Origin of the sequence: Pseudoalteromonas sp. S4741 (genome assembly GCF_005886135.1) — a bacterium.
GTDB lineage: Bacteria > Pseudomonadota > Gammaproteobacteria > Enterobacterales > Alteromonadaceae > Pseudoalteromonas > Pseudoalteromonas tetraodonis.
On the sequence record NZ_PNCN01000048.1, the window covers coordinates 1 to 23,462 of the forward strand.

Consider the following 23,462-nt stretch of genomic DNA (forward strand, 5'->3'; position numbering starts at 1 on the left):
CGTTAATCGCCCCTAGGCAGAACCCTTCGGGCAACGCCTATTTGGCATTGATGCTGCGTTATCGCCTATTTATGGGGAGTAACCACACCACATAGGCTCTGCCTTGCCTAAATACCAAATAGTCTGCTGCAAGTTTAACCTTGAAAGATCAACAGACCCTAGCAAACGTTAAAACCAATTTACCGCCTTTAATGCCTTATGCTGCAGATATTTTATTCGCGGTTAAAGAGCAAGACTTAAAAATGGCGTTAGTAACAGGCAGCGCATGCCATGAAGCTGAGCCAATACTAAAAGGATTAGGGTTTTATGATTTATTTGATACGGTGGTTACAAAAGACGATGTAACCAATCCAAAGCCTGCCGGTGATCCCTATTTATTAGCACTTAAAAATATGCAGGTCGCTGCAAAAAATGCGATTGCCGTTGAAGATACCTTCACTGGCGTAACAGCAGCAAATAATGCAGCCTTAGCCGTTGTAGCGATTGCTAATAAGCACACCGAGCAGCACGACTTCAGTAAAGCAACACAGCAAATGCATAACCTTGAAGAATTTTGGCAATGGCTTCAATCTCAACTATAGTTTAAGCCATATTTAAATTTGCAAGGATGCAGTTATGGTTACTATTCAAAGATACCTATTTATTTTTTTAACGCTTTTTAGTGCGAGTTTATTAGCGCAATTGCCGCAGGTGCAACTCGCTGATGTTTATGATGAAACTAAGCATAACGATATTCGCCAATATTTGGTGAGTGAAAAGTTTGACGGCGTTAGAGCAATATGGACGGGGAAACAATTTGTTACCCGCCAAGGTAATCCAATTAATCCTCCTAAGTGGTTTACCGCCCCTTTGCCTGATGTTTGGTTAGACGGTGAGTTATGGACCAAGCGAGGTCAATTTTCTGTTCTCAGTGGTATTGTTAGAACAAAAATACCCAACGACTTACTCTGGCAAACAGTGACTTATCAAGTATTTGATATGCCAGATACAAACACGCCTTTTCATCGTCGCTATCAAAATTACCTGTCACTCATTACTAAGTTAAATAGCTCACATATTAAGGCGGTTAAGCAATATCAATTTAGCGACAATCAACAACTAAGTGATTACTTTAATGAGGTCACCAAACAAGGCGGGGAGGGCGTTATGCTTCATTTAGCAGAGGCTAAGCATTCGAGTGGTCGCTCTAGTGCATTGTTAAAACTCAAACCTTATTTGGATGCTGAAGCGCTAGTTATTGAACATTTACCAGGTAAAGGTAAATACACTGGTATGCTCGGGGCATTGCGAGTGCAAACCAAGCAAGGCGTAACCTTTTCTATTGGCACGGGCTTTAGTGATGAAGAACGCAAGCGTCCGCCAGCTATTGGTTCAACAATCACTTATCGATACCACGGATACACTAAAAATGGTTTACCGCGTTTTGCTAGTTTTTTGCGAGAAAGACCCGAAAAATAAAGAGTGTAGGCCAATTCAGTATATATTTTTTAGCAATTATGCTAAATTGCGCGGCCTTTTTGGTAATGTTTGGTGATCTATGTTTGTTGGTTTTGATTATGGTAGTTCTAATTGTGCTATGGGTGTTTTAAACGAAGAACGTGTTCAGCTTATCCCTTTAGAGCAAGGCAAACACTATCTTCCATCAACGTTATACACCCATCATAGTGCCTTAGTCGTTGATTTTGTAGCGCAGCATTTACACGGTTCAGAGCATGAGCATGCCTATAAAACCGCGCGCCAACCCTTACTTAATACACTCCCGCGAATTAAATCAGACCTAGACTTACAAGCCGGCGACGACACCTTATTCATTGGCCGTGAGGCGATTAGTGAATATGTGCAATTTCCTGAAGAAGGTTATTTTGTAAAATCCCCTAAATCATTTTTTGGCGCAACGGGCTTAAAGCAAGGTCAAATCAATTTTTTTGAAGATATTGCCACAGCAATGATTTTAAAAATAAAACAACGTGCTGAATTATCGTTAGGGTATACGCTGAGCCAAACTGTTATTGGGCGCCCAGTGAATTTTCAAGCAGTTGGTGGTCAGCAGTCAAACCAACAAGCCGTGGGTATTCTAACACGCGCAGCAAACCGGGCGGGCTTTAAAGATGTTGAGTTTTTATATGAGCCACTCGCCGCTGGTATTGATTATGAAAGTGATTTAACGCAAGACCAAAAAGTATTGGTGATTGATATTGGTGGTGGTACCAGTGACTGCTCATTTGTACAAATGGGGCCAAGCTTTAGAGGAAATAGCCAGCGAGATAGTGATTTTTTATCTCATAGTGGTAAACGTGTTGGCGGAAACGATTTAGATATTGCTTTGAGCTACCATGGTTTAATGCCGTTACTCGGGCTTGGCAGTACGTTTAAATCAGGTTTACCACTACCTAATCAAGCATTTTGGCAAGCTTGTAAAATTAACGATGTGAATTTACAGAGCCAGTTTTATAGTGCCCAGCATTATCGTGAACTCAGTGCGCAGTTACGCGATGTCAGTGTCCCTGAACTTTATAAACGACTTATTCACTTACAGCAAAATAAGCAAGGTCACCAATTAGTTCAACAAGCTGAAGCGGCTAAAATTGCATTAACATCCGCAAATAGTTTTAATTGTGATTTAGCCTTTTTAGATAACTCATTAAGCAAAGATATTTCAGTCGCTGATTTAGCGCTTGCTGTTGACGATAGCATTAGTCAGATTGTTACCTTAGCTAAACAGGCAATTACTGATGCGAATACCACTCCCGATGTGATTTACTTAACGGGAGGGAGTGCACAGTCTCCATTAATTAAAGCGGCGTTGAGTGAGCATTTAGGTAACATAAAAATGGTGAACGGTGATCACTTTGGTAGTGTAACTGCTGGCCTTACTAAATGGGCCAGCATGCTTTATAAGTAAGCTGCTATAGAGGTATTTGTCGGGTTGCGAGGTATTTTTCGTAATCTGGCAATGTTCGCTCAAGCTCTATATCCATTAATGGTGAGCTAAGTAGCATATCGGCACTCACTTCATTACACGCCACAGGAATATTCCACACAGCAGCTAAACGTAGCAGAGCTTTAACATCGGGATCATGAGGTTGCGAGGCTAAAGGGTCCCAAAAAAAGACTAATACATGTATTTCATGCTCCGCTATTTTCGCCCCGAGTTGTTGATCGCCGCCCATAGGGCCACTTAATAATTGAATAACATCAAGCCCTGTTGTTTTTTCAATTAAATGCCCAGTAGTCCCTGTGCCATATAAAGTGTGTTTACTTAGAATGGCCTTATGTTTTTCGCACCATAACTTAAGCGCAGATTTTTTGCCGTCATGTGCTACTAAGGCTATATTTTTTTGCGCAGGTAGAGATTGTATTTTTTGATCCATGCTGATTCTTATTAGTTAGAGTAATAAATTGATAGCCAAGGCAATAAATACAATGCCTGTGAACCTATCAATCCAGAGCTGGCTATTTGGGTGATTTCTAAAAAATTGAGCTATTTTATCGCCGAAATAAATATACGTGCAGTCTATCGGAAAAGCAAAGATTGGATACAGTAGCCCAAAAAACGCCAGCTGAAAGGTTGCAGATGACAAGCTATGGTCAACAAATTGTGGGATAAAAGCAATAAAAAACAAAGCCACCTTAGGGTTAAGCACTTCTGTCATCATGGCATGAAACATGACATTTTTGTTTTTATTGGTTGTAACATGCGGTTTATCGCTTTGCTCACAAGATGGTGGCATAAACGTGCCTTTAAGCATCATAAAACCTAAGTAACATAAATAGGCTGCACCTGCATATTGTACGCTGGCATAGGCTGTTTCAGAGGCTTTTAAAATAGCACTTAAACCAATAACTGCAAAAAATGTATGTACTACGCCACCTAAGGCAAAGCCAAAAGCACTTTGCATACCTGCTTTTCGCCCGTTAGCAAATGTTTGTGCCATTAAGAACGCGTTTGATGGCCCAGGCGCGACGGCCATTAAAAAGCTGGCGAGTAAAAATGAAAGTAAAAAATCAGGATTGATCATTGCTCTGAATCAAAAAGGGTTTGGTGGTTAATGTTATCAAGCATATAGAAAAATAAAAAGCGGGCATATTGCCCGCTTGGTAAAGAGTTTTAACTACAGTACTAATTGCCTGTGATGATTATAATTAACAGGCTCAGTAAACGTGCATTTTATTAGGCATATTTAGCATAACGAAACAGTAAGTAAGAAAAGGGAATTAATAATAAAAAGTGTGTGCCTATAAGCTCTGGGGTTGATAAATTTAAATATTGAGTAATAAACACCAATAAACTTGCTCCACTCATTTGCATTGCTCCCAAAAGAGCAGAGGCGGTGCCTGCTTGTTTAGGAAATAAACTCAAAGCACGCCCGGCGGCAGAGCCAAGTGTTAAAGCAAAACCAAAGGCAGCAATAAACATAGGGATCATTAATGCCAATGGCGTTTTAAATTGGCTTAATAACAACATAAGTAAGCCGGCACTCACTAGCACTAAAAGGCCTATTTTTAAGGCTCTTTTAGGTTGACGTTTAATGTAAATAGGCATAATAAAACTAGCAAGAATACTAAGCACTGCATTGAGCGAGAACCAAAAGGTAAAGTCGGCTACGTTGCCACCTAATTCAGTAATGAGCCAACCGGGAGCCAGTGTTACAAACACCAATATAGCTGACATAGTGACCATACATAACAGGCTATTAAATAAAAATAATGGAGTTGAAATGATGGGGAGAAAGCGTCTTAAATCTAAAATATGCCCCTGGTAATGACTGTCTGCTGGGCGTGTTTCCCTAAACAAGAATAAGGTGACAATAAACCCCAGTAATGCAAAACCGGTTAAAAATAGAAAGTTCATTTGCCAACCAAACTGTACGGTTAGCCAAGCACCTAAAATGGGCGCTAATGCTGGAATAAAGCAAACTATACCGTTTAGATAGGTAATTATTTGGCCACTGCGCTCACTACCAAACTTATCTCTTACTATTGCAAAAGCGACAACAAAGGTAGCGCACGCGCCTAATCCTTGAATAGCACGAGCAAACATCAGTACTAAAAAGCTAGGAGTATAATATGCCCCCAATGCCGCCAGTCCATACAAAGCGACCCCAGTTAAGGCGATGGGCTTTCTGCCAAAACGATCAGCGAGTGGACCTGCAATTAATTGCCCCAAACCAACAGTAAGCATAAAAATAGCCACCGTTTGCTGTACTTGCTTTTCGCTCACTGAGAATTGCTCTGCGATAGTGGGAAAGGCAGGCAGGTAAATATCAATGCCCATCGGACAAAAAATGACGAGTAACGCTAAGATAAGTAATAAAGTAAAATTAGGTTTAGCGGGCTGTGTATGCATCAGGTCTCCTTTTGTTGGTATTTTAAGTGGCGACTGATGAAAAAGAAAGGGCTTATGGCCGATGTATCAGCCAAGTTACCTACTTTGAACCTTATTATGATTATTTTTGTTTAAGTATCACACTTCTTTAAACTGATCCGATGTGTTAATTTGCTTTTTAAGCAAAGACAATGGAAAAATAATAATGAGTAATGAGTCTGCATTAATAAAAACATGGCATAAATTTAAAAAGTGGCCATGCGGTAACTGGCTTTTCAGTAAAGCCGTGTGTTTCAAGGCACCATATTTTGGCTCTATGAAACCCACTATTTTAGATTTAAAAGCAGGGCACTGTAGTGCTGTGGTTAAAAACACACGCCGTGTACATAATCACATTGGAACAATTCATGCTATTGCTCAATGTAATTTGGCTGAGCTGTGTGCGGGAGTGATGGTGGATGCGACGGTACCGCATAAAACACACCGTTGGATACCTAAAGGTATGACAGTACAATACTTAACTAAAGTAGACACAGACGTTACTGCGATTGCTGAAATTGAGTTACCTCATCAATGGACTGATAAAGAAGATTTAGTGGTGCCGGTAAAGCTTTACAATACCCGAAATGAGTTGGTGTTTACTGCAGATATAACCATGTACATCACAAAGAAGAAGTAATTGCTAAATTATATTTTTATATAAAGTATTAAAAACAATGGTTTAGTTTATTGACTAAACCATTTTTTGTTTAGGTTTAACCTTTTGCAGTAGACGACTTGTTTACAAACGAAAGGCCATTGTCTTCATTATCAATAATGGCTTTTACATCGTTAACCGGTTTTGGTTTATCTTTAGCATGCTCAATGACTTCTTTTTCAAAGCGCTGCTTTAAACTACCTTCAATAATCGCACCGGCTTCTATGCTCAGGGTGTCATGAAATATATCGCCAAGTACATGAGCGTTATTTTCGATCTTTACTTCACTTGCATTTAAAGAGCCGATGATTTTACCTTTAACAACAACGCTGCTTGCCTCAACAACGCCCTCAACAACACCTGAAGTGCCAATCACTAAATGTTCGGCCTTTATATCACCGTCTATTCGTCCATCTAGTTGTACTTCACCTTGGCTTACCAAAGAGCCCGTTATACGCACATCATTAGAAATGATTGAGGGAGTATGACTTACTCGCTTGATTGATGAGTCCGTTTTTGCTTGTTTATTTTTACCAAACACGAGAAAGCGCCTTTGTTATTTTTAGTGGATTGACATGCTTGTCGTCTATTAATACTTCATAGTGTAAATGAGTACTTGTACTTCTTCCGGTACTGCCCATTAAGCCAATGACATCGTGCTTTGTGACTAATTGACCTTTTTTAACATTAATTTTGTTTAAGTGACCAAAGCGCGTTACAACACCGTTTTTATGCGCTAACTCTATAAAGTTACCATAACCGCCATTACGGCCCGCTCGACGAACCGTGCCATCGGCAGGGGCAAAAATTTCTGTTTTATGCCAGCCAGCTAAATCAATGCCTTTATGAAAAGCGCGCCTTTTATTCATTGGGTCTTTTCTAAGTCCAAAATTACTGGAAATATAATATTTTGCGGCAGGTAAGGGTAATGTGTTCGGCAAGGCGGTTAAAAAGTTTTCTAGCTGATTTAACAGTAGTAGCTTATCGGCAATAGCAAGAAAAGTACTTGGAATTTTACTTTCATCGAGTATATCTAGCGGGCCACCTTGCGCCGTTGTCTGCGTGCTTAACGCGAGGTGCTGTGCCAGTGCATTTTCGAGACCTGTGTCTTGCAATATCTCTAAAATAGCGTCGTGGCGTTGATTAATTTGCGCAGCTAATAAGGTAAAATTAGTATCGTATTGCTGATTTAATAAAGTGTAGCGCTGCTCAAAACTGGTTAAACTGTTTTGTGCGTGTTTATTTTGTGTTTTATCTTCTTCGAGCGGCTCATGAAATTCGCTTTCGTTCTCATTAATAGGAGAAGATTCAAGCTCACCCTCTAATTTTATTACATCTTTGCTGATAGAAGCTGGGAGTGATTCAATCATACCTTGTAATAAAGCTTGTTTTTGTTCGAGTTCAGCTAACTGCTCTTGCTGCAATGCGAAGCGTTGTTGCTGTTGCTTTACTTTTTGTTGCCATTGTACTTGCTTATCAAGCTGAGTTTGCTCGATATGAGAAATTTGGTGTGTTTGCATATACACACGAATACTAGAGACACTCATCCACACAATAGCAATGAAAATAATAGCAAGCACAGAAACCTGTAGCCAAGGCGTCAAAACAACATGTTTTACTTCACCATTTTGGCGAATGAGCAGCTGACGAGCTGGGAAATGTTTATTAAAAAAAGACTTTATAAATAAAGGCATGTCACATAAATACTGGCTATTAAGGGCTTCAAGATAGCAATTTGAACTAAAAAAGCCAGAAAAAAATTGTAACTTCGGCTTAATTAATAGAAAAGGGCGGCTTATTCAGCAACCCTTTTTTACTAGTTTATTGATTTTGTATATTATTTTGCTGGTAGTACGGTGCTCTCTACAAAGCCAAAGCCAATACGTGCAAAGCCTTCTTTTTCACACCAGCCACGCATTATAACGTTGTCGCCATCTTCCAAGAAGCTACGCTGCTCGCCGTTACTTAAAGTGATCTTTTCTTTACCACCACGAGAAAGTTCAAGTAATGAACCCGCTTCTTCATGAGTAGGTCCTGATTGCGTGCCAGAGCCCAGCATGTCGCCTGGCATAAAGTTACACCCGTTTACGGTATGGTGAGTTACCATTTGCGCTACAGTCCAGTATGAGTGCTTAAAGCTAGACTTAGACACTTGAGTTGGGTTGTAGCCTTCATCACGCATTTTTTGTGTTTGAATTTTAACATCCATTTGAATATCAAATGCACCTTGATCACGGTTAGCCGTTGATTCTAAATATTCTAATGGTTGCGGATCATTTTCATCACGCGTCCAGCTTGTTCTGAATGGTGCAAGTGCTTCGGTAGTTACAATCCATGGTGACACGGTTGATGCGAAATTTTTCGCTAAAAATGGACCAAGCGGTTGGTATTCCCATGCTTGTAAATCACGTGCTGACCAATCGTTGAAAACACAAAAGCCGAATACATGCTTTTCAGCATTTTCAATTGAGATTGCATCGCCCAGATCATTACCTTTACCTAGGTAAATACCTAGTTCCAGCTCATAGTCAAGGCGCTTACACGGACCAAATGAAGGAACTTCTGCATCTGGCGCTTTAGTTTGTCCTTTAGGGCGATGAAACTGCTGACCAGACACGCCAATAGATGACGAACGACCGTGATAACCAATCGGTACCCACTTGTAATTCGGTAGCAGTGGGTTATCAGGGCGGAATAAACTTCCTACGGCAGTCGCATGATAAATCGAGGTGTAAAAGTCAGTGTAATCGCCAATGCGACACGGCAGAGCAAACTCAATCTCGCTTTGCGCAATAAGTGCGTGTGTAAGTTGTTCTTGATGCTCAGAACCTTCACGTAATGCTTTCGATAATGCTAAACGTAGGGCTGACCAATATTGCTCACCCAGACCCATAAATTCATTTAATGTAGCTTGGCTTGCAGCTTTAACGGCAATCTGTGCATCATCAGAGAATAAACCAAGTTCATTTACTTTTGCTAAATCAATAACCTGATCACCAATAGCTACAGCGCCACGGAACGCTTCATCTGAATTTTTACGACGTACTTCTGCAAAAGGAAGGTTTTGAATTGGGAAGTCACAGTTCGCTTCGTTAGCAGATGCAACCCAGCTTTTTAGATTAATATCGTGGGTTTCGTTAATTAGGCTCATACTCTTTCCTTATTGGTTCGCGCTGATTTATTAGTTATCTATATGGAGGCAATCAACGCAATTTAAACAGTTAGTTTAAAACAGAATTTAAAACGACAAAAAGCAGCGTGTTAAACGCTGCTTTTTAAGCGCAATATTGCGGTTTAGATTACACCACGACGCTCTTGATCACGTTCGATTGATTCGAACAGCGCTTGGAAGTTACCTTCACCAAAGCCGCCATCATCAACTCGTTGGATCATCTCAATGAAGATAGGACCAAATAGGTTCTTCGAGAAAATTTGCAGTAGATAACAGTTTTCGCTTTGGCTATCTACAAGGATTTGATGCTCACGGATCTTCTCTTTGTCTTCTTTTACCCAAGGCACACGGTCAAAAATGGTGTCGTAATATTCAGGGATAATATCTAAAGTGGCGATAGTTGATTTATCTAACTTATCAAGTGAGCTTACTAGGTCATTAGTTAGGAATGCTAAATGCTGTACACCCGGACCATTGTACTCATTTAAGTACTCATCGATTTGGTTGTTGTTGTTATCTTTACCTTCATTGATTGGAATCGAGAAAGTGCCGCACGGAGATTTAAGTGCGTAAGATAATAACGCTGTTTTTTGACCTTTAATGTCGAAGTAACGCACTTCTGTAAAACCAAATACGTCTTTATAGAAGTTAGCCCATGTTTCCATCGTGCCTTTATATACGTTATTGGTTAAATGGTCGATACGGATGAAGCCTTTGTCTTCAACAATGTTTTGCTCGCTTAAGTCTTCGAAATCTGACTCATAGATAGAACCTTTGTCGCCAAATTGTTCGATGAAGTAGATTAAGCTGTCGCCGATACCGTAAATAGCAGGGTATGGTAAATTTTTATGTGTTGAGTCTGTCGCAGGTTTTGCACCACGTTCAACAGCAACCTCGAATGCTTTTTGCGCATTCTCTACACGCCAACCCATTGAACAGATTGCTGGGCCGTGGCTTTTAGCAAATTCAGCAGAAAAACCTTCACGCTCATTATTTAGTAAAAAATGAATATCGTTTTGGTTGTAATAAACAATGTCTTTACCCTTGAATTTTTTTAGCTTAGAAAAGCCAAAATCAGTAAACACTTTGTCCATGTAATCTGCATCCGGTGTTGCATATTCAGTGAATTCAATGCCCATTAGGCCTAACGGATTATTTACTTCGCTCATTGTCATTACTCCCGCAATTAAGCACTGCGATTATTAGTTATCGTATTGCCTTCATGATTAACCAGATTGGTGTTTTGGGGAAGAGGGTGTTGTTATTTAGTAAATAGCGCGTGTGTAAATTTTACGAGACGGTTATCAAAGTATGTTGTTTATTTACATACGAGCAGGTGAAAGTAAAAATTAGGAAGCGAGACAGAAGTGCAGGCTTTATTATTAAGTTATTGATTATTAATAGTTTAATTTAATTTATTTATATGTGTTTTTAGTTTTTTTTCGCTAAAAAAAGTGCGGTTTTTGTATTTTATTATTTACACTTTTAATGAGTTTGGTTAGCTGCGATATATATAAAAACAAAGAGTATTGATGCTTTGCTGCTATAAACTCGTTTATGCACAGTGATGAGGTATAAATAATATACGGCTGAATGTAAAAATTGTGTGGTTTAATAGCGGCCATAAAAATACCCCCTGCAGTTGACTACAGGAGGTATTTGATATCATTTATCAAAGCTCATAATTATGCGTGTGATAAATCTAAATTATTGTGTTGGTGCGGTTTGTTCTAAACCTTGTTTTTCCCATATTTTAGCTTTAAAACTCATCAGTACTAAGATGATACCTACACCGATACTAAATAAGGCAATTTGTAGGTAAAGGTTCGGGATTTCTTCAACATTGTTAGGGTCAAAGTTACCAGCAAGTAATCCTGAAATAACGTTACCAATAGAGTATGTAAGTACAAATACACCCATCATTTGACCAGTAAAGCGGCGAGGCGATAACTTACTTACAGCACTCAATGCAACTGGGCTTAAACAAAGCTCACCCACTGTGTGTAAGAAATACGTAGTAACAAGCCAATAAGGTGCTACTTTTAAGCCTTCAGCGGCATAGTGTGCTGCCATAAACATTACTAAAAAGCCTGAAGCCATAATAACGAGGCCCAACGCACATTTTACGCTGTAAGTAGGCGAGACCATTTTTTTAGATAAATTAATCCAAAAAGCGGCAAAGAATGGCGATAGCGCAATAATGAACAATGAATTTAGAGATTGGAACCAAGTCGTTGGAATTTCAAATGTGCCAACCAGACGGTCTGTGTAGTCACGAGCAAACAGATTTAATGAAGAACCGGCTTGTTCAAAGCCAGACCAAAAACAGGCTGAAGCGACACAGACTAAAAATAGCGCCCACATTCTTTGTTTTTCAGCATCGGTTAGTTTGCCTTTGAAGTATATAAGGCCAAAGTAAACGAAAAAGATAACAGTAAATATAACTGCGGTGTACCCTGCAACAATCGATGGGTTAATGACAATAGCACCTGTCATCGCAGCAGCGGTAACACCGGCGGTCGCGATAACAAATGCAGCAATACCACCCCATGCGCGCGAAGTACCTTTAGGACTTAATGGGTTAGCAGGTAAGGCGCTGTGATCTGGTAAGTTTTTAAGTGTACGCTTGTATTGAATTAAACCAATACCCATACCGACAGCCGCGGCACCAAATGCCCAGTGCCAACCTACGTTTTCCATAAAGTAACCACACACGTAGTAACCAATTAAAGAACCTAAGTTAATACCCATGTAGTAAATAGCGAAACCACCATCACGGCGCTCATCTTCGTCAGTATAAAGCTGACCAACCATGGCACTGATATTAGGTTTAAGTAAACCAGTACCTGTTGCAACAAAGATCAAACCAATAAAAAATGAATATTCATGTGGCACGGCTAAAATAATATGGCCACACATGATAATAATACCGCCATACCATACTGCTTTTTGACCACCAAATAATCTATCTGCTAACCAACCACCAGGTAAACCTAAAAAGTATACTGAACCTGTGTATAAGCCATAAATTGCAGCAGCAGAAGCAACGGTAAATCCTAGGCCTTCTTGTTGTAAACTTGCTGTCATAAATAATACGAGCATCGCTCGCATACCGTAGTAACTCATTCGTTCCCACATTTCTGTGAAAAACAGGGTTGAAAGTCCTTTAGGGTGACCAAACCAGCCACTGTCAGAATTTGAACTCATATTTACTTCCTAATTCATTATTGTTTTGATGACCTTGTGGTTTTTTATTTAGCTAAATTTTTACTTATAAAAAGTATAATAAATGCTCGATCATCAGTGTTTTTTATGCAGCTAAGGTAATGGTTTGCTAAACGCAGCTATACGTTTAGGTAAGCGTCACACCCTTATCCTAGTTACAATTGCGCCTAAGTATACATAGACCTTTGTGCTAGGGGAAGCGTTGAGCGCGCTATCATACATCGGTTATGTAATTGTTAAATACCAGAGTGTGAACCCCTATTTGCTGTAGTAAACACCTAAACTTATCAAAAAATATCTTTAACATCATAGGTGATATTGTCATACCAACGTTATCTTTAATACTGTTTGAATACCGCTTGAAAAATAAATAAAAGCTTTCTTTTACGGGTAGTTACAGCTACTAATTTTTCAATAATAGTTAACCTTTACTACTTTAATTTAATAATCACCACTTAGATTAAACATGAGCGAATATTGGCGTATGGACAGTAATGATTCGCTCATTGCAGCATATAATTTATACAATGCCAGCTTGACGAAATTGAGTTGCAACAACCCCAACTTTTAGTGAACAGCCAAGCTTGAATGCGTTAAGTGCTTGAAAAAGCCCTCTAGTTAGTAAAAAACATTTTTTCGTCCAAATTTCTTTACAATAAACTATGCTCGTAAACAGAGTTAGCGTATTATTCACGCCAACTAGTTTTTCCTTACCTGAGGGTGTATGCGTTTAGATATTCACTGTGCAGACCGAGTTGGTATTGCTCAAGAGATTCTTAATATTTTAGTTAGCTACAATGTTGACTTAAAGGGGATTGAAGTCGACTCAGTAAATTGTCGTATGTATGTGAGTTTTCCTGAGATTGAATTTGAACAATTTCAAAAAATTATGCCGTCTATTCGCTTAATTGATGGTGTACATGATGTACGAACAACCGCGTTTTTACCGTCTGAACGTGAGCACAACGAACTTAACACTTTATTAAGAGCACTTCCTGATGGGGTTATATCTATTGATGCTAAAGGGTGGGTACGCCTGTGTAACGACGCAGCCTGCAAAGATTTACAATTAACAGAAAAAGAAGTCACCGGTGCTAATATTAATAATTTGCTCAAAGGCTTTAACTTTACCCGTTGGTTAGAAGGCAAAGAAGTACTGGGGCAAACCACGCGTGTTGAAGTAGCTGGTGAAGATTTTATTGCTGATATTCTGCCTATTGCGGTCCCTCAAGGCAGCGAAGGCGATGTGTTAGCGGGCGCGGTAATTAATATAAAATCGCAAAGCCGTTTAGGCCAGCAAGTGAGTGCTTTTAGGCGTTATGGCCAAGAAAGCTTTGCGACTATTCATAACTTTAGCACGGCGATGCGCCGCGTTGTTCGCGAAGCGCGAAAAATGGCGCAACTTGAAGCCCCCATTCTTATTACGGGTGAAACAGGGACGGGTAAAGAGTTACTAGCGCGAGCTTGTCACTATGCATCTAACCGCTCAGTAAAACCATTTATTGCTTTATCGTGCGCCTCGTTACCAGATGATGTTGCTGAGTCCGAACTATTCGGTTATGCCGGGTATGAAGAAAACGCAGCGCCTAAACGTGGTGTACTCGAACAAGCGGATGGTGGAACGGTATTTTTAGATGAAGTAGGTGAAATGTCGACGCAGCTACAAACTAAATTGCTACGTTTTTTACAAGACGGTACATTTAGAAAAGTTGGCGACGAAAACGAAGTTAAAGTGAACGTGCGTATTATTGCTGCCACGCAAAAAGATTTACCAGCAATGGTGCAAGAGGGCGTATTTAGAGAAGATTTATACTACCGAATTAATGTATTAACACTGGAAATTGCGCCGCTTAGAGATCGTAAAGCGGATGTTGGGCCACTTGCTGAACACTTTATTCAAAAATATGCGCAGCAAAATGGCCATACAGTCCCCGAGTTATCTGAAGAATGTTTAACGTTTTTACAAGATTACCCATGGCCTGGCAATGTACGCCAATTAGAAAACGCGATTTACCGTGCGGTATCGTTGTTAGAAGACAGTGAACTGCGCGTTGAACATTTACAGTTACCCACGTTTACCCATGATTTAGGCTATTTAGAGTCTGATTTTGAGGGCTCGCTTGATCAAGCGGTTAAGCGTTTTGAAGCCACCTTACTGCGTAAGCTTTATCCTGCCTATCCTAGCTCTCGTCAGTTAGCTAAACGCTTGGGACTAAGTCATACTGCAGTGGCTAATAAATTGCGTGATTACGGAATTAACCGCAAAACGGTTAAAGTTTAAAGATAGATACCCAAATATCCTCATTTAATGATTGATTCCTTGGTTTAAAAACAACCAAAGGAGTCAATCGCTATGATACACTGATAAAAACTCAACTGGTAAGACCTCTACTGTGAACTTATATTTTAGACTACTGCTGTTATTTTTTAAAATTAAACGTAATCGTGACTATCAATCGTTGTTAGATACGGTTGATATAGACTACAAAGCATTACCAAGTGACTGCGATATTAATTTGCATTTAACCAATTCACGCTATTTAGCGATGATGGACTTGTCGCGTACCTGGATGACTGAACGGGTTGGTTTGCTTAAGCAAATAATGAAACGTCGTTGGTTTCCTATTGTTAATGCGACAGCTATTACCTACATCCGCGATATTAAGCCAATGCAACGTTTTACTATTAGTACGCGTTTGGTTGGCTGGGATCATAAATACTTTTACATTGAACAAAAGTTTCATTCTGAGCGGGGCTTACATGCCATTGCTTATGTGCGCGGCGTGTTTAAAAGTAAAAAAGGGGTGGTAAGCGTTGAGCATATGCTCGAGGTTGCAGGCTTTGACGGGATTGCCCCCATTTTACCGGCTGAAATAATTCACTGGAAAGAAATGCTTGAGCAAAAAAAAGTAAATAACTTACCTCGCTAAACACAGGCAAAAAAAAAAGGCCTAACGGCCTTTTTAACACACATAAACGTTATTAGAACGAGTATTTAAGACCAAACATAGCAACAACAGGGTCAAGTGACACGGTTGAAGTTAATGCTTTTGCACCATTAGCATAAACAGTCGCATCAGTATCAATATCCATGATAGATACCATAGCGTGTAGGCCCCATTTTTCATCAATCTTGTAGTTAGCACCTACTTGAGCAACAAAACCAAATGAATCATCTAGTTTTACTTCTACATCGTTAGTTTCTAACGTTGCTTTAAGTGCTGCAGAAGGCTGTTCGTCAAAGAACGTCGTATAGTTAATTCCCACACCTACAAACGGACGAAGTGCATAGCTGCTGTCTAAAAAGTGGTATTGTGCAACCAGTGATGGTGGTAAATGTTTAATATCAGCAATTTTATTACCAGCTAAACCACCAGTACCTTCTACATCATGAGAAAACGGCGTTGCTGCAATAAGCTCTAATACCCATTGGTCGTTAAATGCGTAATCTACAGTAATACCTAACTGAGTATCTGAGTCGCCTTTTAAGCCTAGAGTGGGTGCTTCGTTAATTTTTGAACCATCGTTATCTGGATTAACATTAATTGCACCAACATTAACACTAAAGTTTGCGTGTGCTGCAGGAGAAAGAGCCAGTAAAGAAGTAAGTATTGCAATGCTTAGTTTAGTTTTCATGTTGTTCTCCGTGAACTACTGTGTGACTATTTGTTGATTGAGGCTATTATTGCTCGAAGTTAAAAATAAAAACCTGTTCTAGATCAAAGTTTCAAAAGCGGATGAGTAAAGAGCCTCTATTTATTGATTTAGATTAAACTTTTACTTAATTAGTGCTTAAAAATTATTGACTGATCACTCAAATACAAGCTGCAAACGAAGTATTCATAATATAATCAGCTAGTTTTGTTAAACTAAGGCTATGTTCACGGTTTAATAAAAGTAAGCGACCTCATGACTCCCTCTGGTCAACTATTTCTTCAAGGCTCCATTGCTAAAGCGCTGTTGAAATTAGGTATTCCTATTATCCTCATTAATATATTGCAGTCGGCTTATCAGCTTACGGATGCATTTTGGGTTGGGCGATTAGGAGCAACTCAAGTCGCCGCAGTGTCTATTAGTACCCCGATCACTTTTTTAGTCATTGCTATAGGCTCTGGGCTTGCAATGGCCGGTGCTATATTATCGGCGCAATACATGGGCGCAGGTCAGCAAGATAAAGTGAACCATGTTGCAGCGCAAACGGTGTTAATGGTTGCATTTACCGCCTTAGTGTTAGGGCTTCTAGGTTATGTACTTTCCCCATACTTTTTAAAACTGCTAGGCGTTGAGCAGGCGGTTTACAGTGATGCGCTTAAGTTTATGCATGTGTCCTTTATTGGCGTTATTTTTGTGTTTATTTACGCCATGTTCCAATCGCTAATGCGGGGCATTGGGCAAACTAAAGTACCTTTAATCATAGTTAGCACCACCGTGTTACTTAATTTTATTCTCGATCCGCTATTTATTTTTGGTTATGGCCGCTTTGAAGGGCTTGGCGTTATGGGCGCTGCGCTGGCGACTTTGGTTACACAAAGTTTAGCGGCACTGGCGGGCATTATTATATTTTTACGCGGTCGCCATGGTATTCAATTACAGCTAAAAAGCTTCTATCCCGATTGGCAATATATGAAACGGGCTTTTTTCTTAGGAGCGCCAGGCTCTATTGAATTATCAACACGTGCTTTTGGCTTGATCATCACGTCATTTTTAGTAGCAAGCTTTGGAACCGTTACTATTGCGGCTTATGGCGTGGGTTCTAATATTTTGCAAATGGTGATGATCCCTGCCATGGGTTTATCAATGGCGGTATCAACTTTGGTGGGGCAAAATATGGGTGCCGGAAATATTAAACGGGCTGAGCAAATAACGAAGCTTGCCAGTATGTGGGGATTAATAGGCCTTTCTTTTGCTGGGGGCATTGCTTATTTGTATGCAGATACGCTGGTGGCATTTTTTATTCCCGAAGATAGCAGTGTAATAAATAAAGGCGCGCAGTTTGTTCAAGTGATGTGTTTAAGCTGGGGGGGAATTGGTGTTCAGCTTTGTATTGTTGCTGCTTTTCGTGCCTCTGGAAATATGCTTAATGCCATGATTATCGCGTTATTATCACAATGCGTGGTGCAGTTTCCTGCCGCTTATATTCTTTCTAATCACACTTTGCTTGGCGATCAGGGAATATGGTATTCGTTTGCAATTACGAACATAACCATCGCACTGATAGCGTTCGCTTGGTTTATGCGTGGCGCATGGAAAAAAACCAGATTAACCAAAGAAGATAAACACATTGTGCAGGTGACACGAGAAACATTAATAGAAGAGGGCACACGTTAGCCTGTATTTTCATAATGCGGTCATAAAAAGTCGTTGTAATAAATACACTGCTAAAACGAGGTGTGTTTATTATGACAAAAGCTATCAACAAAAAAGTACCCGCGCCGTACTTAACTATTCCACAGTTAAAAACGCTCAGTCACTTACAAACGCTGGTCCGATTTAAGTCAATTACGCCTAATTCCGCAGGTGGTATTGAGTGGCTGGTACATCAGCTAACTGATTTAGGTTTTAGCATTGAGCAGTTTAGTGCCCATAATGTCACTAATTTAATTGCTAAAATATCTTTTGGAGCAGGCCCTGTGGTGGCATTTTCTGGTCATATTGATGTGGTCCCTGCTGCGCAAGGTGGCTGGTTAGCTGATCCGTTTGATGGAAAAATAATTAATGATGCGATTTATGGACGTGGTGCCGCCGATATGAAAGGGGGGATTGCAGCCATGCTCAGTGCAACGCAGTCGCTAATACATAGTGCGCGGCAAAAGCAGGGCACCTTGTATTGGTTGATCACCTCTGATGAAGAAGGTGAGGCAGAGCATGGCTCAGTGTTGATTGCGAAACGCCTAGCACAACAAGGTGTTGTACTTGATGGCTGTATTGTTGGTGAGCCAACAAGTCATTTGCAAGTGGGCGACACCATAAAAAATGGCCGACGTGGCGCGCTGTCAGCGCGTGTAACTATTCAAGGAAAAGCAGGACACGTGGCCTATCCTGAAAATACCATCAATGCTGCGCATATCAGCGCTGAAGTAGTGAATAGATTAACCCAAATTGATTGGCTTTTAGATGGGCCAAGCTCAAAAACAAGCTTGCAAGTAACCGGTATTAATATTGATAACGTGCTTGATAATTTAGTGCCTGCTCAATGTAATATTACGTTTAATATTCGCTACAGCCATGGGTATAAAAGTACAGATGTGAAACAGCTGGTACTTACTGCACTGAATGATTTAAACGAATATTTAACGGTGCAATGGGAGCGTCCATGTGAGCCTTATTATACAAGCCATAGGGCAGAGCGCTGTTTACTCGCCCAGCTAGAGCAGGCAATATTTAACGTGACCGGAAGCTATCCAGTACTTAGTACCAGCGGCGGGACTTCAGATGGGCGGTTTTTTGCAAGTAAAAACACGCAAGTGATAGAGTGCGGGGTTTTAAACCAGACCATTCATCAAGTTAATGAACATGTGCCCATTAGCGACTTGTTACAAATAGAGAAAATATACACCCAACTATTAGTACATATATTTACTCAGTCTAATAATCAGGGGATTTGATAAATATGAAATTGCCTAAGTTTAAGTATTTAAGTTTAAGCGCCCAAGCTTAGGCGCTTAAGTTAATATTTTAACGGCAAAACTCAGTTTATTGAGGTGGTGTCTTGCGCTCCCAAATAGCGTTTTGCTTTACTCGGTTTTACTTTCTCAAGGTCGACCAATACCAACCCATCAATACAATTATTAAATTGCGGATCAATACTAAAACTTAAAAACGTTACTCCATTTGGCTCACATAGCTCGGTATATTGTTTAAATAGTGTGGGTACATGGGTGCCCATATTAGCCAGTATGTGTTTAAGTTCTACAAAGTCTTCTTTGATGTTGTTACCCATAAAAAAATTAGTGCATTGAATCTGCTGCTCACGGGTATGACGAAAAGCATTGTTAGGCGTTGCGAGTGATTTTTCAGAGCCATAATAGTGCTGATAATAATGCACTAATAAAGACTTTGCCTGCTCTGGCAGTGCGTTTGACACACTCACGGCACCAAATAAGTAACGATACTGAGGGTAGCGGTTAATAAAGGCACCAATGCCATACCATAAGTAGTCGAGGCTTTTTCTGCCCCAGTATTTGGGTTGTACAAAACTACGGCCTAATTCTATGCCTTGCTTGAAGTATGGCGTCATCTCTTGGGTATAATTAAATAAGCTATCGGTATAAAGCCCACGTTGAGAGTGCTGTTCAATCACATCCTGCGCGCAGGCTAATCTGTAAGCGCCAACTAGTTCAAGTGATTGTGCATCCCATAAGACTAAGTGTTGATAATGCATATCGTATTTGTCTATATCACGGCGATTGCCACTGCCTTCACCTACTGCACGAAAGGCAATTTCCCGTAGGCGGCCAAGTTCACGAAATAACGGTGAGCTGCCTTGGTATTGGTATAAATAAATAACCATGCCATCACTGGTGTTACCTAAATGTTCACAGCTTTCGATGGCTTTTTTTAATTCTTTTTTACACTCTGGTGAGGCAATAGGGGCATGAGTTTTTAGTGGCAGTGTTTTTTTAGTGGTTAAACGGTACAGCTGTTTTCGTATAAGCTCGACCACTTCCTTGTCTTTTAAATCGGGTATTAAATAAGATTCAGGAGCAATGGAGGCGCCTATTTCAAATTCGAGCGATTTTTGGCGCTGTTTAAACATTTCTTTGACTAGTAATAGACTGGCAAGCGGTTTATATAGCATAGAGGCACCGTAAAAAAGCGGGCTGTTTCTGGCTTTTATATGTATGGGTAAAATTGGGCTATTGGCTTTTTTAGCGATACGTAAAAACCCGCTGTTCCATTTACAGTCTTTGATCCCTGTTGGTCGAAGTCGAGAAACTTCACCCGCAGGGAAAATAAGTAATGCTCCTTCATTTTTTAAATGCTGGTGGATATTACTAAGCTCTTGTTTTTTACTTTGCCCCGACAAATTATCAACGGGTAGTAATAATGAATGCATTGCATCAACGGTCATTAGCATTCGGTTAGCCACGACTTTTAAATCAGCACGCACCGTCGATAACACATTAATTAATGCAAGCGCATCTAAGGATCCAATTGGATGATTAGCAATAATGACAATTTTCCCTTCACTGGGAATATTTTCTATTTGTTTTGCTTTGTATCGAGTGTCAAAATCAAGTTCATCAAGTACTTGCTCGACAAATTCTATTCCTTGAAGATGGGGATAAGTTGTTGCAAAGTTTGTAAACTCTTGTTCATGTAATAAGTAGCTAAGGCTCTTTTTTACCAGTTTTTTTATTTTAAATGAGTTAGTTAACTGTGGTAAGTTAGTCGCAATTACTTTATCTACACTGATCATACGCACCTCTTTTTTATACTAGGCTAAAGCCAATATGTTTAGCTTAGAGTGCGGATATGACAATACGCGGTCAGTTGTGTGACTTTTTAAAACCGTTTACATACTATTGAATTGAACCATATCAGTACTATTATTCAGGGTTACTTTTTAAGGAATCATCATGTCAGTTTTGGTGGCTATAACAGGTCGAGACAACACAAAATTAATAGCAAAAATGAAATCACGATTGCCTAGTATTCGAATTGAAGAACTTGATGATTGCCAAAATTTAGAGAGTGTAGAGTTCGTTTTAGCGTGGAATGCGCCTGCATCACTGTGGCCCACGTTACCAAACTTAAAGGCTGTGTCATCGTTTGGCGCTGGCGTTGATAGCATTGATTTAAGTTTATTACCTGCGGATGTAGAGGTCGTGCGTATTGTTGATAAACAGTTAGCCAACGATATGGCTGAATACGTACTTACCCATGTATTAGCACAAAAATTGCGATTAAAAGAATATGCAATAAAGCAACAGCAAAGTATATGGAAACCTAAAAGAGCGCATAAACATAATCAAGTAAGCATTTTAGGGTTTGGCGAACTAGGTCAAGCATGTGCACATAGGCTGGTTAATAACGGTTTTAACGTAAATGCTTGGAGCCGAAGCCCTAAAACATCAAACATTGCGACACTCTATCATGGCGATGACGGCTTAACACAGATGCTTGCGCAAACCGATTATTTAGTATGTTTATTACCGCTTACCAGCAGTACCCAAGGCATTATTAATAAACAGTTACTTGAGCAACTGCCTGAACATGCTGTGGTGATTAATGTGGCCAGAGGTGGGCATATAGTAGAAGCTGATTTACTTGATGCACTTAACAATACACGTATACGCGCAGCAACGCTTGATGTGTTTGCCAGTGAACCACTGCCAAGCGAACACCCTTATTGGTTGCATCCAGATATTACTTTAACACCGCACTGTGCTGCGTTGTCAGATCTGGATAGTGTTATTGAACAAATAGCAGAAAACATTTTGCGTTTAAAAGCGAAACAGCCATTAATAAATTGCATTGATAAGCAGCAAGGTTATTAATTAGCAGTTGTTGGCCTTCAAGGATTAAAATTTGTTTAATTTTTAACAGAAACAGCTTGTTAACATTTGTAATTTTTATTATTGTTAAAAACAGTTATACAATAATAAAAAAAATAGGATGAATTATGAAACCCAATCAAGGGGGCGCAAAAATTAGCATCGTGGTTGTATCTATCATTATATTAGGAATATCTGCCTGGTTTAATCAAGCCAATGCGGCAGCGCTGCTGATCTGACTCTTATTTTCACAGCAAGATTTAGCTACGCTTGCTGTGTATTTCTCTGTTTTGATGCTTTTTATCATCACTTTTCTTCAATAAAACATAAGTCGCACCACTTCCTCCATGCTGCCTAAGTGCAGTATGAAACGCTAAAACGCATGGAATTGTTTGTAACCACTGATTTACGTAACTTTTTAATATCCCTGGCTTGGTTTTATTTTTAATACCTATGCCATGGCGAACGAGTACCATTCTTATATTTCGCTGATGGCAGTCTTGAACAAAGGCTAATAATGATGCGTGTGCATTTTTTAAAAGTTGCCCATGTAAATCAAGCGTCGCATCAAGCTGATATTTCGCTAATCTTACATTTTTAAAAACCGCGCTTTGTACGCCCTCTTTTTTAAAGCTTAATATGGCAAGTGGATCGAGTAATTCAAGTGGTTCATCCAACGGATTGAACTGTTCAGAGATTAAATCTGATTGTGCTGCTTTATTTTTTTCTTGCTGGGCGATGACCGCTTTATGGTTTTTAGGTGGTAAGGTCACAGTGTCATGCGTTATGGGGGTAACATCTTCCATAGAAGTTAAGAATAAATCGAAATCTGACAATGGCATGGGCTTATCTCAAAATAGGCTATTACGAGATAAATTTTAACTTAGTTCAAACTAAGACCCAAGATTTTTAAAGCTGTGGAATAAAAAAAGCCCAGAAAAACTGGGCTATAAAATATTCTAAGGGGAAGTAATTAATGCTGAGATACGCTAAATTGCCCAAACGTATAAACTTTGAACAAGTAAAATGTGTTGATCAACACTAAACTCATATTTGAAATAATACTCGACGACATAAGATCTAAGCTAAATGATAGGAATAACAAACCACAGGCACTAATCGCAGCAACGCGAAGCAGTGTCAGTTGGTTGATAAAGAATGCACCTAAACCTAGTGCAAGTAGTAATGTATTTAAAAGCCAATCTAGCTCGTTTAGCATGGTCGTTTCAATAGTTCAGTTGTTGAAAAAAGGAGCGCCATTATGTTGATCTTTTGCACAGCTTTCAACCAAGTAATTTTAAATTTTCAGATTAGTTTTTTTAATGCTAAAAGTAGGTCATTAATACCGAAAATAATCCCTCTTCAGCAATAATTCGATATTTTTGGCAGCTCTGCGGTTGCTGTAAATCAATACATAGGTAAAGGGTTCTATGCTCCTTATCCAGTCGCGGGTTTAGGGTTGAGTCCAGTAGTTTTGGTTCGCTTGAAAACAACCCAGGCCAATACACACTTTGGCTTACCATAGATGATTTTTTATAAGTAAGT

General features: G+C 39.7%; 20 protein-coding genes and 1 pseudogene. 9 read left to right on the forward strand and 12 right to left on the reverse strand.

Annotated elements, in window-relative coordinates:
* Positions 1-167: 167 nt before the first annotated feature.
* From CWC30_RS08225 to yegD, 3 genes and pseudogenes are all read left to right on the forward strand, one after another.
* Positions 168-581 (forward strand): annotated as a pseudogene (locus CWC30_RS08225) (HAD family hydrolase); the annotation flags it as partial.
* A 34-nt stretch (positions 582-615) separates the two neighbouring features.
* A complete protein-coding gene (locus tag CWC30_RS08230; protein ID WP_069440298.1) occupies positions 616-1,458 on the forward strand; it encodes a DNA ligase in 843 nt (280 codons plus the stop codon).
* Positions 1,459-1,537: 79 nt separating this feature from the next.
* Positions 1,538-2,902, forward strand: a complete 1,365-nt coding sequence (gene yegD / locus CWC30_RS08235; protein WP_138626835.1) for a molecular chaperone — start codon at positions 1,538-1,540, stop codon at positions 2,900-2,902.
* Between the two features lie 4 nt (positions 2,903-2,906).
* Here yegD and CWC30_RS08240 read toward each other — a convergent pair whose 3' ends face one another.
* From CWC30_RS08240 to CWC30_RS08250, 3 genes are all read right to left on the reverse strand, one after another.
* Entirely contained in the window at positions 2,907-3,371 is a 465-nt protein-coding gene (locus CWC30_RS08240) for a methylglyoxal synthase (RefSeq protein ID WP_138626836.1), read from the reverse strand.
* Between the two features lie 15 nt (positions 3,372-3,386).
* Positions 3,387-4,019, reverse strand: a complete 633-nt coding sequence (locus CWC30_RS08245; RefSeq protein ID WP_036983259.1) for a LysE family translocator — start codon at positions 4,017-4,019, stop codon at positions 3,387-3,389.
* A 152-nt stretch (positions 4,020-4,171) separates the two neighbouring features.
* Positions 4,172-5,347: a multidrug effflux MFS transporter gene (locus CWC30_RS08250; RefSeq protein WP_138626837.1), complete on the reverse strand. Its 1,176-nt coding sequence runs from the start codon at positions 5,345-5,347 to the stop codon at positions 4,172-4,174.
* A gap of 184 nt (positions 5,348-5,531) precedes the next feature.
* Between CWC30_RS08250 and CWC30_RS08255 the strand changes: the two genes are divergently transcribed.
* Positions 5,532-6,005, forward strand: a complete 474-nt coding sequence (locus tag CWC30_RS08255) for a hotdog fold domain-containing protein (RefSeq protein WP_138626838.1) — start codon at positions 5,532-5,534, stop codon at positions 6,003-6,005.
* A gap of 76 nt (positions 6,006-6,081) precedes the next feature.
* Here CWC30_RS08255 and CWC30_RS08260 read toward each other — a convergent pair whose 3' ends face one another.
* From CWC30_RS08260 to CWC30_RS08280, 5 genes are all read right to left on the reverse strand, one after another.
* On the reverse strand, positions 6,082-6,564 hold the full coding sequence (locus CWC30_RS08260) for a bactofilin family protein (protein ID WP_138626839.1): 483 nt from the start codon (positions 6,562-6,564) through the stop codon (positions 6,082-6,084).
* Positions 6,554-7,717, reverse strand: a complete 1,164-nt coding sequence (locus CWC30_RS08265) for a M23 family metallopeptidase (RefSeq protein ID WP_138626840.1) — start codon at positions 7,715-7,717, stop codon at positions 6,554-6,556. Before CWC30_RS08265 ends, CWC30_RS08260 begins: the two co-directional genes overlap by 11 nt.
* Positions 7,718-7,860: 143 nt before the next feature.
* Entirely contained in the window at positions 7,861-9,174 is a 1,314-nt protein-coding gene (gene fahA / locus CWC30_RS08270; RefSeq protein WP_069440292.1) for a fumarylacetoacetase, read from the reverse strand.
* Between the two features lie 143 nt (positions 9,175-9,317).
* Positions 9,318-10,364: a 4-hydroxyphenylpyruvate dioxygenase gene (hppD, locus tag CWC30_RS08275; protein WP_138626841.1), complete on the reverse strand. Its 1,047-nt coding sequence runs from the start codon at positions 10,362-10,364 to the stop codon at positions 9,318-9,320.
* A 538-nt stretch (positions 10,365-10,902) separates the two neighbouring features.
* Positions 10,903-12,402, reverse strand: coding sequence for a peptide MFS transporter (locus tag CWC30_RS08280; RefSeq protein ID WP_013464455.1), 1,500 nt, complete (start codon positions 12,400-12,402; stop codon positions 10,903-10,905).
* Between the two features lie 742 nt (positions 12,403-13,144).
* Between CWC30_RS08280 and tyrR the strand changes: the two genes are divergently transcribed.
* Positions 13,145-14,701 (forward strand): transcriptional regulator TyrR, encoded by a 1,557-nt coding sequence (gene tyrR, locus CWC30_RS08285; protein WP_013464456.1) that lies wholly within the window; start codon positions 13,145-13,147, stop codon positions 14,699-14,701.
* Between the two features lie 112 nt (positions 14,702-14,813).
* Complete coding sequence (locus CWC30_RS08290; protein ID WP_138626842.1) at positions 14,814-15,350, forward strand: thioesterase family protein; 537 nt, start codon at positions 14,814-14,816, stop codon at positions 15,348-15,350.
* Positions 15,351-15,402: 52 nt separating this feature from the next.
* Here the strand turns inward: CWC30_RS08290 and CWC30_RS08295 are convergent, their stop codons facing one another.
* Positions 15,403-16,056, reverse strand: a complete 654-nt coding sequence (locus CWC30_RS08295) for an OmpW/AlkL family protein (RefSeq protein WP_036983252.1) — start codon at positions 16,054-16,056, stop codon at positions 15,403-15,405.
* Between the two features lie 273 nt (positions 16,057-16,329).
* Between CWC30_RS08295 and CWC30_RS08300 the strand changes: the two genes are divergently transcribed.
* Both CWC30_RS08300 and dapE read left to right on the forward strand, forming a co-directional pair.
* The gene (locus CWC30_RS08300; RefSeq protein ID WP_138626843.1) at positions 16,330-17,748 is read left to right on the forward strand and encodes an MATE family efflux transporter; all 1,419 of its coding nucleotides are present in this window, start codon (positions 16,330-16,332) and stop codon (positions 17,746-17,748) included.
* A gap of 71 nt (positions 17,749-17,819) precedes the next feature.
* Complete coding sequence (gene dapE / locus CWC30_RS08305; protein ID WP_138626844.1) at positions 17,820-19,025, forward strand: succinyl-diaminopimelate desuccinylase; 1,206 nt, start codon at positions 17,820-17,822, stop codon at positions 19,023-19,025.
* Between the two features lie 83 nt (positions 19,026-19,108).
* Here dapE and olsF read toward each other — a convergent pair whose 3' ends face one another.
* A complete protein-coding gene (gene olsF, locus CWC30_RS08310) occupies positions 19,109-20,839 on the reverse strand; it encodes a bifunctional ornithine lipid synthase OlsF (protein WP_138626845.1) in 1,731 nt (576 codons plus the stop codon).
* Positions 20,840-20,999: 160 nt separating this feature from the next.
* On the opposite strand from olsF, the gene CWC30_RS08315 reads away from it, so the two are divergent.
* Positions 21,000-21,920: a 2-hydroxyacid dehydrogenase gene (locus tag CWC30_RS08315; RefSeq protein WP_138626846.1), complete on the forward strand. Its 921-nt coding sequence runs from the start codon at positions 21,000-21,002 to the stop codon at positions 21,918-21,920.
* A gap of 257 nt (positions 21,921-22,177) precedes the next feature.
* Here CWC30_RS08315 and smrA read toward each other — a convergent pair whose 3' ends face one another.
* Positions 22,178-22,759, reverse strand: a complete 582-nt coding sequence (gene smrA, locus CWC30_RS08320) for a DNA endonuclease SmrA (RefSeq protein ID WP_076921492.1) — start codon at positions 22,757-22,759, stop codon at positions 22,178-22,180.
* Between the two features lie 131 nt (positions 22,760-22,890).
* Complete coding sequence (locus tag CWC30_RS08325; protein ID WP_013464466.1) at positions 22,891-23,136, reverse strand: hypothetical protein; 246 nt, start codon at positions 23,134-23,136, stop codon at positions 22,891-22,893.
* Positions 23,137-23,462 lie beyond the last annotated feature (326 nt).

What these genes read in the sequence shown, in the direction of transcription:
- CWC30_RS08230 (WP_069440298.1), top strand. Translation starts at nt 616, where the DNA reads ATGGTTACTATTCAAAGATACCTATTTATTTTTTTAACGCTTTTTAGT.
- yegD (WP_138626835.1), top strand. Translation starts at nt 1,538, where the DNA reads ATGTTTGTTGGTTTTGATTATGGTAGTTCTAATTGTGCTATGGGTGTT.
- CWC30_RS08240 (WP_138626836.1), bottom strand. Translation starts at nt 3,371, where the DNA reads ATGGATCAAAAAATACAATCTCTACCTGCGCAAAAAAATATAGCCTTA.
- CWC30_RS08245 (WP_036983259.1), bottom strand. Translation starts at nt 4,019, where the DNA reads ATGATCAATCCTGATTTTTTACTTTCATTTTTACTCGCCAGCTTTTTA.
- CWC30_RS08250 (WP_138626837.1), bottom strand. Translation starts at nt 5,347, where the DNA reads ATGCATACACAGCCCGCTAAACCTAATTTTACTTTATTACTTATCTTA.
- CWC30_RS08255 (WP_138626838.1), top strand. Translation starts at nt 5,532, where the DNA reads ATGAGTAATGAGTCTGCATTAATAAAAACATGGCATAAATTTAAAAAG.
- CWC30_RS08265 (WP_138626840.1), bottom strand. Translation starts at nt 7,717, where the DNA reads ATGCCTTTATTTATAAAGTCTTTTTTTAATAAACATTTCCCAGCTCGT.
- fahA (WP_069440292.1), bottom strand. Translation starts at nt 9,174, where the DNA reads ATGAGCCTAATTAACGAAACCCACGATATTAATCTAAAAAGCTGGGTT.
- hppD (WP_138626841.1), bottom strand. Translation starts at nt 10,364, where the DNA reads ATGAGCGAAGTAAATAATCCGTTAGGCCTAATGGGCATTGAATTCACT.
- CWC30_RS08280 (WP_013464455.1), bottom strand. Translation starts at nt 12,402, where the DNA reads ATGAGTTCAAATTCTGACAGTGGCTGGTTTGGTCACCCTAAAGGACTT.
- tyrR (WP_013464456.1), top strand. Translation starts at nt 13,145, where the DNA reads ATGCGTTTAGATATTCACTGTGCAGACCGAGTTGGTATTGCTCAAGAG.
- CWC30_RS08295 (WP_036983252.1), bottom strand. Translation starts at nt 16,056, where the DNA reads ATGAAAACTAAACTAAGCATTGCAATACTTACTTCTTTACTGGCTCTT.
- CWC30_RS08300 (WP_138626843.1), top strand. Translation starts at nt 16,330, where the DNA reads ATGACTCCCTCTGGTCAACTATTTCTTCAAGGCTCCATTGCTAAAGCG.
- dapE (WP_138626844.1), top strand. Translation starts at nt 17,820, where the DNA reads ATGACAAAAGCTATCAACAAAAAAGTACCCGCGCCGTACTTAACTATT.
- olsF (WP_138626845.1), bottom strand. Translation starts at nt 20,839, where the DNA reads ATGATCAGTGTAGATAAAGTAATTGCGACTAACTTACCACAGTTAACT.
- CWC30_RS08315 (WP_138626846.1), top strand. Translation starts at nt 21,000, where the DNA reads ATGTCAGTTTTGGTGGCTATAACAGGTCGAGACAACACAAAATTAATA.
- smrA (WP_076921492.1), bottom strand. Translation starts at nt 22,759, where the DNA reads ATGCCATTGTCAGATTTCGATTTATTCTTAACTTCTATGGAAGATGTT.
- CWC30_RS08325 (WP_013464466.1), bottom strand. Translation starts at nt 23,136, where the DNA reads ATGCTAAACGAGCTAGATTGGCTTTTAAATACATTACTACTTGCACTA.